The sequence below is a fragment of the Photorhabdus heterorhabditis genome (assembly GCF_018448905.1).
In the GTDB taxonomy this organism is placed as follows: Bacteria; Pseudomonadota; Gammaproteobacteria; order Enterobacterales; family Enterobacteriaceae; genus Photorhabdus; species Photorhabdus heterorhabditis.
Genome location: NZ_RCWA01000007.1, coordinates 85510 through 99790 on the forward strand (window position 1 = coordinate 85510; position 14281 = coordinate 99790).

The window sequence follows — 14281 nt, forward strand, 5'->3', positions numbered from 1 at the left end:
TTAACATTAGCAAAATTTAACAAAATGGCTCTTTTTCCGGGAGCCATTTTTTTGCCACTTTCCTCACAAAATACTTATCATCAATTTCATTCCATCTACAATAAGGTTTAAATTAAACGGTTATCACCCTATTGATGAATTACTTTTCAATCTGGAGAACACTCTTCATGAAACCATGGCTTATTTTTGGTGCAGGTAATGGGATTGGACGCCATTTAGTCGCTATCGCATTGCAACAAAAACGCCCCGTAATTGCACTTATCCGCAATTCTCAACAGGCTTGCGAGCTTAGTAACTTAGGTGTCAGAGTGATACAAGGCGATGCCTGTGATGCAGAAAGTGTTGAAAAAGCGGTGCAAAATGCAGGCTCAAAAGCAATTGTATTTTCTACTATTGGTGGAGTTGATTCAGATCTCCTGGGTAATATGACTATCATTGATGCTATTGAAAAAGCAGGAATAATACGTATGTTACTCGTCACATCAATAGGTTGTGGTGAAAGCTGGAAAACCCTGTCACCCAGAGCCAAATCATTATTTGGTCAGTCTGTCAGACGTAAATCAATGGCAGAAAGCTACCTTCAGACCAGTTCTCTAAATTATACAATTATTCGCCCAGGTGGATTAACAGATAAACCAGGAACAGGCCATTGCCAGCGATATCAAAATGATATTCATGGTGTGGTCAGTCGCAAAGATGTTGCACATGAATTGGCAGTAATAGCAGAAGAAGAATCTTCATATCAGCAGATTTATGCCTTGGTTGATCCAGAACTTAAGCCTGATTGGGCTACTGCATAATCGATAAAAATAACCACGCATTAATGCGTGGTTATCTATACCCAATAGATTTCAAGTTGCAGGACAGCGGCAAGTGAGCGCAGCCAATAAAGCAGCAGCTTGAAAGATGAAGGGTATAATGATATTTACTTAAGCTCACCTATTGTCTTAAGCTTTTTGGACAATTCACGGCGCTCTTTGGAGAGATCCGCATTTTTAATGATGTAATCATCTATACGGTCTTCATAGTCACTACGCATATTCATAATAATGTTCTGGATATCCTCAATTGACATACCCGGCTTGATGTATTCACTAAGGTTATCAAGCAATAAAACACGTTTCTGATTGTCACGTATTTTCTTTTCATTGTCTGCGATTTCGCGCTGTAACTTATTCTTACGACGAAACATACGCACAAACTCCAACACATTCTGAAATGACGGCTTATTTACGTTGTCCATTTTCCTACCTTATATTCAACCTAGACATACAGATTATAATCTGATTACACAATACAGGTTAAAGCCATTAATAGACAAGCCAGTTTCTATTCTTTATTGATTTTAAGTGGTTCCAGAAGCTTGTTAGCTCCTGGCTTTTTGCTGAAAATTTCATCACATTGATTGTTTAAAAAAAACTGCCTGATACAAATGAATAACAAACAGTCAATCTGTCACTGATAAAAACCGAAGCTTTTTTCCCCCTTCCCTTACCACGACAGGACCAAAATACGATGATCGCTACAACTGTTTAAAACCGAAATTATAAATCTATTGGAAGAAAAATTTTATACCCTTCATCTTTCAAGTTACTGCTTTGTTGGCTGCGTTCACTTGCCGCCGCGCTGCAATTTGAAATCTATTGGGTATATATGTAATCATATTTTGAAACGTTATATAACAGAGCCATTAAAAAAACAATTCAGATAAAAATTATATCAACCAGAAATAAATATTAGTTTATTAGTTTATTAGTTTATTAGTTTATTAGTTTATTAGTTTATTAGTTTATTAGTTTATTAGTTTATTAGTTTATTAGTTTATTAGTTTATTAGTTTATTAGTTTATTAGTTTATTAGTTTATTAGTTAAACCCCTTTCAAAAATAACTATATTTGTGATATTCATCTTAATAATAAAATAAAAAACTCCTTATTACTGAAATAGTATTAAAATTGACGAAAAACATGACGAAGATTAGATTAGGCCAAGTGATGAAAAAAATCCCCTTTGATTTAGATGGTTACGAAATCTCTTATGGCTACGCCCGTAGAACAAAAATTCCAATTATAAAAATAACCCATCCCAGAAATGGGATTCCTATTAGGCCATTCTATAGTGTCAACAGAGTGAATTTACTTGAAAGAATCCAATATGAAACTGGTTTAAAAGATCAATATCTTGAGCGTATTAATGAACATTTTCAAGAAATTAATTACCCTTAAAAAACCAGATATAACAGGAAGTTATATCCTTCTGTTTTAGTACCTTGGAAATTACCAAGGTACTGCATATCCGGTTTATTCTGTTTAATGGTTGATTTACTGATGAATCCATTTGTAATTAGTTGGTAAAAGAGATGACCTGATATAATATAGTAGGTAATAATCCCTCCCAATATTTATACCCTTCATCTTTCAAGCTGCTGCTTTGTTGGCTGCGTTCACTTGCCGCCGCCATGCAACTTGAAATCTATTGGGTATATATCTTTATTAACACTTACTGAAACAATTGGCATTTTTCTTTTATTTTTTCTGTTATATAGTAAAAAAAAACAGAAAATGCCAAGCATATACCTGTACCTGCAACTATCGCATACTGATACCGATTTTCTAATGTTGACATCAAGGTAAAATAAACTCATCCCATAACTGAAAATACACACACCGCACCAATTATCCCTTGAGTTATATGCATTACGATTCTCATCAATATACTTATTTTCGTCATCATCATTTATCCAGTCCTGCGGAGAGTTCATTAAATATCTCATTAAATATCTCATTAAATAAACCCCAAACTTAATCATACACTTACAGGTCTCTGATACACACAACTCCATGTTGCCTTCTAACCAAGAAATAATTCTAATGCTTCTCTAACCTTAAATTGAGTCTTAATCACAGATATCATCAATACCCAATAGCATTCCAATCGTGGTGCAGAAAGCGAGAAAATAGGTATACAATATTGCAATCGCATGGATTCTCTAAGATAGTAAGCAAAGATTATCCACATTTTCAGACAAAAGATCATTTATCCATTTAAAAAGCAGAAAAAACAAATAATTAATTAACATAATTGGACATTGAACAACAGTGAAAAACAGCAGCGAACAACCCACTTTCTACATTCATGACTATGAAACTTTCGGTAAACATCCCGCATTAGACAGACCAGCTCAGTTTGCCGGTGTCCGCACTGATATGGATTTCAATATTATTGAAGAGCCGTTAGTGATTTACTGTTCACCTACTGATGATTATCTCCCTCAACCAGAAGCGGTCATGATTACAGGAATTACGCCTCAGATTGCATTGGAAAAAGGTGTCAACGAAGCGGAATTTGCCCGACAAATTCATAATGTATTCAGTGTGCCTAATAGTTGTATCCTCGGTTATAACAATATCCGGTTTGATGATGAAGTCAGCCGGAATATTTTTTACCGCAATTTTTATGATCCATACGCTTATAGCTGGCAAAAAGGTAATTCCCGTTGGGATTTACTTGATGTATTGCGTGCCTGTTATGCCCTGCGCCCCGAAGGTATTATCTGGCCCAAAAATGACGATGGTCTGCCCAGCTTTAAACTGGAGCATCTGACCAAGGCAAATGGTATTGAGCATTCGCATGCTCACGATGCTATGTCCGATGTTTACGCTACAATTGCAATGGCAAAACTGCTTAAAGCAGCACAACCACGGATGTTCAATTATTTCTTTCAGCTAAGAAATAAACAGAAAATCAGCAATCTCATTGATATCCCACAAATGAAACCGCTAGTTCATGTCTCCGGGATGTTTGGCGCTGCCCGTAGCAATACCAGTCTGGTAGCACCTCTTGCATGGCATCCGATAAACCGAAATGCCGTTATCATGTGTGATCTGACTGGAGATATTTCACCATTGCTGGAACTGGATGCAGATGCTTTACGTGAACGTCTGTATACCCGCCATGATGAATTGCAGCCAGATCAGCTACCAGTCCCTGTTAAGCTGGTCCATGTTAATAAGTGCCCGATAATCGCACCTGATAATACTTTACGAACAGAAGACGCTGAACGTCTTGGGTTAGATCGTGATCATTGTGAGAAAAATCTGGCGATTCTACGCAATAATCCACAAATCAGAGAAAAAGTTGTCGAACTGTTTGTTCAGGCTGAATCTTTCCCTGAATCAGATAATGTTGACGCTAAGCTGTATGACGGTTTCTTTAGTGATGCAGATAAAGCAGCAATGAATATTATCCGTGAAACACAACCGCAGAATTTATCTGCTTTAGACCTGACTTTCCAGGACCCGCGCATTAAAACGCTATTATTCCGCTATCGTGCCAGAAATTACCCTTCTACTCTGACTGATGATGAACAACAGAGCTGGCTACGCCATCGTCAAGATGCATTAACCCAAGATAAACTTAGTGAATATATCTTTATCATTGAGCAACTTTTTATTGAATACCAAAGCAATGAAGAAAAATGCCGTCAACTTAAGGCTCTGATGGAATATGCAGTGAAACTGGCTGAATAATCATAGAACGGCGAGTCATATATGCTCGCCTTCTTCCTAAATGGGGTAATGCTTACAGACTCACATCTTCTTAGTACTGCCATGATGTTGAGAATACTGGCATTAAGATTCTTCCCCCCAATTTTTCAGCTTAGACGTTTTCCCAACTCCTGGATTGAGAGTATTAGTAGGATCAGTCATCCGATAGAAATTCTTCAGCTGAGGCTTAGCTTGATATTGATGGCCCACATTGTGTTCTGCGGGATATTCTGCACCACGCTGATCAAGGAGTTCTATCATTCTTTCTTTTAGTGCATGTATATCCACACCCTTTTTTACAATGTAATCATGATGGAATACATGGCACATAAAATGCCCGCAATAAAGTTTATGCACTAATACATCATCAACCTCTGGCGGTAACTGCTCAAACCATTTTCGATCATTCCGACGCAAAGCAATATCAAGCGAAAGGATATTTTCCACTTGGTTACTATGTACGGCTTGATAACGGATCGCTGCGCCGGCAGCGGAAAAACGATGCAGGAATGCTTTAACTCCTTCCTCCGTCGTACAGGCAAAGAATGCCCCCTCTGCTTGGCTGAAATAACTCTTTAGCCAATTTCTAGCTTCCTCAACCCCATCACCCGACATCTTTAATATCAAATGGTGCTCAAAGCGATTTCGATACTCTTTCAAACGGTTAGGTAAATGCGACGGAAATAAACGACTCAACTCTTGCATCATGCGATCAATAAGATGGGAAGGTAAAAATGGAACCTTATTGAAAATAGCGTCCATTCGCCCTTTCAACGTAAAATAGGTCGGCATTTTATCCGTACCAAGCTTATCAATCATGATAAAAGCATCTTTACCGTAAATTTCTGCGATATCGAAAATATCCCGATGCATATATTCACCCGCCACCGGCAAATTACGGAAATTGGCTAATATATGGCGACGTAATTCTGTCAACACGTCAGTGTGGTTGGTACCGATATAAAATACCTGAGACAAAGATTCGGCTGGAAAAGTATCGAGCCGGACAGCAAATACGACCAACTTACCTGCACAACCCGACGCTTCGAACAAACGACGTTCATCAGAGTTGAAACGAGATGGTGTATCGGCATCTACGTCACGCACACGTTGGGCATACTCATAATCAGATGCTTTATGCTGACCTTGTTCTATATCCTGGTCACTATAACGCTGTTCTTCCAGACAAGAGAGGATCTCTTCCGGTGTTTCTCCCAAGTAGATACCCAGATGATTAATCAATTCTGGCTTACCGTTCTTGTTCACTCGCCCATATAAGGCCATTTCAGTGTAGGCTGGACCACGATGAACCAGAGAGCCACCTGAATTATTACAGATACCACCAATTACAGAAGCCCCAATGCAGGAAGAACCGATGACCGAATGAGGTTCACGTCCCAACGGTTTTAACGCACGTTCAAGTTGCCACAAGGTACTGCCCGGCAGTGCGACTACCTGGTTATACTGTCTCAGGATTTGGATCTTATTCATGCGCAACGTGCTGATGATCACTATGTCACGGTCATAATCATTACCACTCGGAGTAGAACCTTCGGTCACACCGGTATTAGCCGCCTGCATCAAGATGATCTTATCTGCTTCAACACAGGCTTTAAACACGCGCCACTGTTCTACCAATGAACCGGGAAATATTACGGCCAAAGCATCACCTTGGCCCGAGCGAAAACCTTTACGGTAGCGTTCAGTTTTGTGGGGGGCAGTCAGAATATGAGATTTACCAACAATATTAGTCAGTATAGTAATGAATTGCTGATTTTGAGAGGTCTGTGCATCATTCATAGACGCTTCCTTAATAGTAAATTACCTCTCAGAGCATAGATTGTTTTTCTTTATTTACCGCCGGAATTTTTCTTATCTGCAAGCTACCTCGCTGTTTTCTTTCCTAAGATCCTTCTTCTGCATTATTACGACAAACTGGAAATATGAAAAAAAACGGCACCATTGGTACCGTTTTCTTTTTCAAACCGGATATCAAATCATTTCAGAACACTGAGGCATCGGCTGACGGAAACGACGGGTCAGGAATACCATATAAACCAGACCAATTGCTCCCCAAGTTAAACCCAACTCCATAGAGCTTTGTTCCAGGTTCATCCACAACACCCCAACAGTGCAGGCACCAACCACAGGCAATACCAAGAAGTTGATTGTATCTTTCAATGTACGGTTACGACGTTCACGGATATAGAACTGAGAGATAACCGATAAATTTACAAAGGTGAACGCTATCAGCGCCCCAAAGTTAATCAGAGCTGTTGCAGTCACCAAATCAAAGGTAATAGCAGACAGTGCTACGATACCTACCAACAATACGTTGATTGCCGGAGTCCGCCATTTTGGATGAACATAGCCAAATATTTTCTCAGGAAATACGCCATCGCGCCCCATGACATAGAGCAAACGCGAAACACCTGCGTGGGATGCCATACCAGAGGCCAAAACAGTGACACAAGAGAACACCAGAATAATGGACTGGAATAAAGTACCCGCTACATACAGCATAATTTCTGGCTGAGATTCATCCGGGTTCTTGAACCGGGAGATATCAGGAAAATAGAGCTGTAAGAAATAAGAAACTATAATAAAGATAACGCCACCGATTAATGCTGTCAGGAAGATCGCTTTCGGGATCACTTTGCCTGCATTCGGCGTCTCTTCGGACAACGAACTAATGCCATCAAACCCAAGGAATGAAAAACACAAAATCGTTGCCCCAGTAATCATCGGGATTAAATGGGCATCTTCAGAGGCAAAAGGTCTTACACTCCATAAAGTTCCTGTACCTTCCCCATTGTATACGCCGTGGATCAACAAACCCACAAATACCACCATTATTGCAACCTGAACAATAACAATGCCGGTGTTGAGATTAGCAACAACGTTGATACCACGCAGGTTAAAGGCTGTCATCAATAATGCCAAACCCACAACGAATATCCATGGCTCTACACCAGGAAAGATGGCCTGAAGATAAATTTTCGCCAACAAGATGTTAATCATCGGCATGAACAGATAGTCCAGTAGCGACGACCAACCTACCATAAAACCAACATGTGGGCTTATGGATTTTTGTGCATAAGTATATGCAGACCCAGCAGATGGGAAGCGTTTTACTAATTTCCCATAGCTTAAGGCAGTAAACAGAATTGCGATCAAAGCAATAGCATAAGATGTTGCTACATGACCGTCAGTCAAACCAGAAACAATGCCAAAAGTATCAAAGATAGTCATAGGTTGCAGATAAGCAAGGCCCATCATCACCACCTGAACTAAGGTCAGTGTTTTTCTGAGTTGAACACGATTGTTCGCACCAGTTTGGTTGGTGCCAATTGAGATTGCAGTATTATGCGACATGAGCGAAACCTCCCATAACTCCGATTCGTGTTTTATCACTACTTAATCGACAGTTACTGGGAAGACTTCGCTTCTGCCTATAGGCAGAATAGACAGTGGAGTTAGAGGCTGGATTGTACATAGAGCGCAATGCTCCATAGTCATCGATGCAGCAGCATGCGCCGATTGGCACAAGTGCGATAGAGAATAATTGCTCCATATTAGCGTTCCTCATTACGGCAACCGATTCTCGTTCTGGTTGCACGTGGGCCAATTATCTATCCGGCTCAGAGTCCGGCCTCTTGGTATATACCCTTCATCTTTCAAGCTACTGCTTTGTTGGCTGCGTTCACTTGCCGCCGCGCTGCAAATTGAAATCTATTGGGTATAGTAAAAAATAAGTCAAAGCAAAAAAAATAACCGACACATATAAACGCATCAGTTATTTTCCAGTGGGCGAATTCTGCACTTGAAGACCTAAAATAGCAATACTCGCCGCACTAAAAGTTCATTATTTTTTACCACACATATTGATTACGCTATGGAATTTAACCATGTCATATACATTCTTTTGACATGTGCCAAGTTTTAGCACAACACAAAACGAATTACTATCCAGTTTTTAGGGTTAAGCAAAAAACAAAACCCCCTGCCAAAAACAGGCAAGGGGGTTAACACACATTTAATAAGAATTATTTATCAGAAGTCGTAAGTAAGACCGATGTTATAGCGACGGCCATCCAGTTGCACTTCATAATTTTCTTGAGTAACGCGTTTATCAAATACGTTGTACACTCCACCTAACACGCGCAATTCCTTGGTTAAATTATAGCTGGCTCCGATATCCACAAAGGCGTAGGACGGAGCTCCTTCCGTCATACTATCACCACGCCCTAAATAATCTGAGGTTTTGCCACGGAAGTTTATCCGGGTCCAGGTTTGCATTTCCGGTAAAGTTTGCCAGTTCAGAGTCGCATTCGCCATGTGTTTAGGCATTTTATTCAAAGGTTTTCCTTTGTTTTTCCCACTTTTCTGTTCTGACTCTGTATAAGTATAGTTCGCAGACAATGACCAGTTTTCAACGATATCCCAGTTTATAGTCGCTTCTACACCGCGTATATTGGCTTTATCTACGTTAATGCGGTCATTAATAAATTTATAAACATTATCATCAATTTTACACTTTTTATCTTTCCCACCACTTGGATCAGCGCAGCGACTAATTTCAGTGATCTTATCTTTAAATTCTGTATTAAATATTGTCAAACCGACATCAAGGTTTTCTTGATTATTCCAAATAACACCGATCTCTTGGCCAAAACTCTTTTCTGGTTTTAAGTCTGGGTCGCCAACAATAATTCCTGGCTTTTCTCTAAATCCATTAATAGTTTTAGGGCTTCCTCCTGTAACTTGCCCCCAATCTGATGTGGAATGACGTAAATCAGGAGAACGGTAACCAGTAGATACACCACCTTTAATCGTCCATTGTTCATCGGCATGCCATACTCCATACAGACGAGGTGTCCAATGACTCCCAAAATTCTCGTCCTTATCCATACGGATACCACTAGTCAGGGCAAAATCATTGGTCATTTGCCATTCATCTTCAGCAAATAGAGCCCAACTCCAGCGAGTCAATTTATCCATACCATTAGCGGACGCTAATAGATTGTCACCACCATGTAAGTTTTCATGGCGATATTGCCCCCCCATACTCAGAGTATGATCATCGAAACGGAAAACAGTTTGGTTGTTAAATACTGTATCTTGGTACTTCATGTCACGCCCTGGATTACGTGAATCATCATGTTGGATGTATGAAGTCATGGTACCGAAATCATAAATACCATTATGCAAGATAGAGTAATTGTTACGATTATAATCGCTGTTCTCTGAGTCACCACGAGACGATTTACCTCTAGTAGTATTGCGATCCTGCTCATAACGACCCGCTTCGAAATCAAAAGTATTTTTATCATCAGGTGTCAGAGAAAAAATGACTGAACCGTTACGCATTTCTTGCTCTTTAAAGCCGCCAATGAATTTATCTTCGTTACGGTGAGAATACAGGCCATGCACTTTTAATCCCAATAGGCCATCAATTATCGGGCCTGCTGTATAAATGCTACTCTGATAACTGTTACCCGAATTTTTACGCTCAGTCAAAGTAGTATCAGCGCGCAAGCTAGTTTTCCACTCTTTTTGCGCCTTACGAGTGATGACATTGATAACCCCACCCATTGCATCAGAACCATAAAGAGAAGACATCGGCCCACGCACCACTTCGATCCGCTCGATCGCCGCCAGAGGTGGCAACCACCCCTGCTCAATACCAGAGCCGTCACTGTTTGGGCGGGTATTACGGGTATCAATACGCTTACCATCAATCAGAATCATGGTGTATTTAGGCGCCATACCACGAATACTGATATCACTGCTGCTACCACCTCCCGTTACAACGACCCCTGGCACATCTTTCAGGGCATCAGTCACATCACGATAAGCCTTGGTTTCTAATTGTTCACGGCTCACCACAGAAATAGACGCTGGTGCATCTTCAATCTTCTGTTGGAAGCCTGATGCTGTAGTCACAACAATGGTGTCATTATTGTCACTGGCCGCAAAAACAGAGCCAGATGAAATTGCAGCAATAACCCCTAACGCGATTTTTCTTTTATTAAAAACACTCATTCCCAATTCTCCAAGAAATATATACCCGCATCTTTCAAGTTGCTTCTTTGTTGGCTGCACTCACTCACCCCGGTCACATAGTTATCTATGCTCCCGGGGATTCGCTCCCTTGCCGTCGCGATGCATCTTAAAATCTATTGGGTATAATTATGTTTTATTAATTTATAAAATGGATAATTAACATATGCCCAAATAGCAGGGATAAAACACTCATCCCTGTATGGTTTTATTATTTTGTTTTATTCGACTTTCTTACATATTATTACTATAAAATATAAGCCAATATTCTCTATTAATTCAAATAATCTATATTATTCAATTATTTTATCACCCACTCTTTGTAATAATAAAGAGTGGACATGGGTATTATTCAGACAAAAACGACAGCCTTTAAACGTACTTTATTACGAGCGGAAAAACCTATTCCTTACTTATTACCATGTACGCTCTCGTTTCTATGCACTATCCATGTCCATGATTTAATCCTGTAACAAGGTTATATACCTGTTATCTTTCAAGTTGCCTCTTTGTTGGCTGCACTCTCTCACCCCGGTCACAGTGTTATCTATGCTCCCGGGGATTCTCTCCCTTGCCGTCTCGATGCATCTTGAAATCTATAGGTTATAGAATAGGTTCTAACCGAGAAACCAACCCATCAATTAATACCTGTGGAACACCCTGAGAACAGTGTTCAATCCTGCCTCTAACACCATAAACCTGTGCTAAGCTATCCGGCGTAATAACCTGTTCAGGAATTCCTTCGGCAATTAAATTACCTTTTTGCAACATTAATGTATAATTACCATGACGCAAAGCAATATTAATATCATGCACGACCACTACAGTAATAATATTACGGTGGCGTGTTTCTTGTGCAACCAATTCCATTACGTGATATTGATAATTTAAATCCAATGCACTAAGTGGTTCATCTAATAATAATAATGTCGGCTTACGAATTAGCGATTGTGCCAATCCGACTAACTGTTTTTGACCACCAGATAATTGATCTAAATAACATAATGCCAGATGTTCAATCCCCAGCTGACCTAATAAAGACATCACTTCTTCTTCACTGGTTTCAGAATGATGTCCACCGGATGCACGTTGAGCAACAATAATCGATTCCAACACATGTAAATGAACGCCAGCAGGTAAACTTTGTGGCAAATAAACCACATTTTCCGCCCTCTTCGCAAAATTCATTTTCATCAAATCCTGACCATCAAGCCAGAGCTGCCCACTGGCGCGATTTAAGCCAGCCAGCGAACGCAGGAGTGTTGATTTACCGCTGCCATTTGGTCCCAACAGTACTGTAATTTTCCCGCGAGGCAATGGCGCGACATTTAGATTTTCAATTACCGGATTTTTCGGATAGCCAGCAGAAAAATTGCTGATAGTTAACCCTTGCTTCATACATTCCCCCTGTAACGCAAAATTATACTAAGGAAGAATGGAACCCCAACCAATGCAGTAACAATCCCAACCGGAATAATGACACCTGGGATCAAGTTCTTCGAGACAATCGACGTCAAAGACAGTACTAATGCACCAATTAATGCACTGGCAGGCAAATAGAAGCGGTGATCTTCACCAAATATCATACGAGCAATATGGGGCGCAATCAAACCGATAAAGGCAATTGGTCCGACAAATGCAACTGCTAAGGCGGAAAGAATACTGATACGCAATAATGTACCCAAGCGCAGGCGACGAACATCAATACCAAAACTGATGGCCCGATCTTCACCCAAACGCAACGCTGTCAATTTCCAAACATTCATCATTGAAATCGGAAAAATAACTGCAAATACCAGCAACATAACACCCAGTTTTATCCAGGTTGCTCTGGCAAGGCTACCCATTGTCCAGAGTACCAGCCCCTGAAGGGTATCTTCAGTTGCGATAAACTGCATCATGGAAACCAATGCGTCAAAAGTAAAGTATATCGCAATACCAAACAACACCACGCCAGAAGAAGTGGCAGCCCGTGTCCAACGAGTAACGCCATCCAGCACCAACGCTGCCAGCAAAGCAAAAATAAAGGCATTCGCAGAGATAAACCACTGGTCAGGCACGCCCGGAATACCAATACCTGACACGATAGCCAACGCAGCACCAAATGCAGCCGCCTGAGAAACCCCTAACGTGAAAGGGCTTGCCAATGGGTTATTCAGAATCGTCTGCATTTCAGCGCCAGCCAGCCCAAGAGACAGGCCAATCACTACCGCCATCAGAGCGTATGGCAAACGAATATCCCAAACAATCACCCGTGTACCCGCATCTACACTATCTGGTGATACTAAAGTCTGCCAGAGAGACTGCAAAGATAAACCTGATGGCCCTATAGTAAAATCTAATACCACGGAAGCACCGATAACCAAGAAGATGGACACCATCATCACGATACGGCGGCGTAAAATATATTGGTAATGGGCTTTTACACCGCTGTTATTTGATTGTTGTTTCACCGTTGGCATAGGCTCGGTAGTGACACTCATTATTTCTGTTACCTGTCTTACTGATTACTTCTCACTGATCCAATAAACACCTAATGGTTCAACTGCCAGGAATTTACTGTGTAATTCATTCAGTGTTTTTTGTGGATCTAAATCTGCAAATTGTTCAGGATAGAACCACTTAGCAAATACCTGCGCGACTATTACGTTATATGGAGAATTATAATAATTATGCCAAATAGCATAGTCTCTACCCTCTTTAACCGCAGTCAAAGAGCTGATACCTTTGCGATCAGTTATTTTTTTCAGGCTAGCTCTTGCCAGCTCAGGTGTAGCTTGCGCGCCCAGTTTTACACCAGGTTCATTACTGTCTGACGCTTTTGCACCACTGGCAATGTAAATATAAGGATCAGTTGCAATAATCTTTTCGAGATTCATATTACCAAGTGCACCTGGTAGCACATCTTTAGCAATGTTTTTACCACCCGCCAGATCGATAAAATTACCCATATTACCATTACCGGCAGTAGCACAGCAGTCTTCAAAAGCACCCGCTCTTAGGTCAATAAATACAGCTGGCTTTTTCTCTTCCGGGATCTTATTGGTGATTTCCGTTACTAGTTTTATATTCTTCTCGTAGAAATCAGCATATTCTGTTGCTTCTTTTTCACGGTGCAATACTTTACCCAGCATACGAATGCTTGGCAGCGTATTTTTTAGTGGATCGGTGCGGAAGTCAACAAACACAACTGGAACGCCTGCTTTTTCAAGCTGAGCAACCAATTCACTGTTCTTACCCGGACCATGACCAGACAAGCCAAAAATAGCAATATCTGGATTGAGAGTTAATACTTTTTCAGAACTAACACTGTCAGCACTGGTATCACCAATCAAAGGAACTTTGTCAATCTCAGGGAATTTAGCTTTATAGATGGCATAGGATTGTGGGTCCAGTTTGCGAAAATCACCTTGCCAACCCGCGATACGAGCCAGTGGTTTATCCCCTTCAAGTAAAGCGACAGCGTGGAACAAACGACCTTCACCCAACAAAATACGGTTTACATTCTCAGGAACGTCAACAGTACGGCCAACTACATCAGTAACCGTTTCAGCCCATGATGCGAAGCTTGCCATTACTGCCGAACCCGCCAACAGGCTGATATTGATACTCTTTGCAATAGATCGAGATACAAATTTCACTTTGTTAGCCTCTTTCATATTAATAATAAT

The 14281-nt window shown here is 40.6% G+C and carries 10 protein-coding genes; 3 read left to right on the top strand and 7 right to left on the bottom strand.

The annotated features are described in order from the left end of the window. Nucleotides 1–167 precede the first annotated feature (167 nt). Nucleotides 168–800, top strand: coding sequence for an SDR family oxidoreductase (locus EAE89_RS06400; RefSeq protein ID WP_054480669.1), 633 nt, complete (start codon nt 168–170; stop codon nt 798–800). 125 nt (nt 801–925) lie between these two features. Here the strand turns inward: EAE89_RS06400 and tmaR are convergent, their stop codons facing one another. Next, nucleotides 926–1243 carry a PTS system regulator TmaR gene (gene tmaR / locus EAE89_RS06405; protein WP_054480667.1) on the bottom strand — a complete coding sequence of 106 codons (318 nt, stop codon included), beginning with the start codon at nt 1241–1243 and terminating at the stop codon, nt 926–928. Between the two features lie 724 nt (nt 1244–1967). Between tmaR and EAE89_RS06410 the strand changes: the two genes are divergently transcribed. Together EAE89_RS06410 and sbcB are read left to right on the top strand one after the other, a co-directional pair. Continuing rightward, nucleotides 1968–2225 carry a hypothetical protein gene (locus EAE89_RS06410; protein WP_149617092.1) on the top strand — a complete coding sequence of 86 codons (258 nt, stop codon included), beginning with the start codon at nt 1968–1970 and terminating at the stop codon, nt 2223–2225. A gap of 873 nt (nt 2226–3098) precedes the next feature. Then, nucleotides 3099–4529: an exodeoxyribonuclease I gene (sbcB, locus tag EAE89_RS06415; protein WP_214085560.1), complete on the top strand. Its 1431-nt coding sequence runs from the start codon at nt 3099–3101 to the stop codon at nt 4527–4529. A 102-nt stretch (nt 4530–4631) separates the two neighbouring features. Here the strand turns inward: sbcB and dld are convergent, their stop codons facing one another. From dld to EAE89_RS06445, 6 genes are all read right to left on the bottom strand, one after another. Beyond that, the gene (dld, locus tag EAE89_RS06420; protein ID WP_054481107.1) at nt 4632–6347 is read right to left on the bottom strand and encodes a D-lactate dehydrogenase; all 1716 of its coding nucleotides are present in this window, start codon (nt 6345–6347) and stop codon (nt 4632–4634) included. A 192-nt stretch (nt 6348–6539) separates the two neighbouring features. Beyond that, complete coding sequence (locus EAE89_RS06425) at nt 6540–7922, bottom strand: APC family permease (RefSeq protein WP_054481105.1); 1383 nt, start codon at nt 7920–7922, stop codon at nt 6540–6542. A 678-nt stretch (nt 7923–8600) separates the two neighbouring features. Further along, complete coding sequence (locus EAE89_RS06430) at nt 8601–10592, bottom strand: ligand-gated channel protein (protein WP_214085561.1); 1992 nt, start codon at nt 10590–10592, stop codon at nt 8601–8603. Nucleotides 10593–11213: 621 nt separating this feature from the next. Then, nucleotides 11214–12008: an ABC transporter ATP-binding protein gene (locus tag EAE89_RS06435; protein ID WP_054481101.1), complete on the bottom strand. Its 795-nt coding sequence runs from the start codon at nt 12006–12008 to the stop codon at nt 11214–11216. After that, a complete protein-coding gene (locus EAE89_RS06440; protein ID WP_054481100.1) occupies nt 12005–13093 on the bottom strand; it encodes a FecCD family ABC transporter permease in 1089 nt (362 codons plus the stop codon). The genes EAE89_RS06435 and EAE89_RS06440 overlap by 4 nt, the downstream gene beginning before the upstream one ends. 24 nt (nt 13094–13117) lie before the next feature. Next, nucleotides 13118–14251: an ABC transporter substrate-binding protein gene (locus tag EAE89_RS06445; protein WP_054481099.1), complete on the bottom strand. Its 1134-nt coding sequence runs from the start codon at nt 14249–14251 to the stop codon at nt 13118–13120. Nucleotides 14252–14281: the final 30 nt, after the last annotated feature.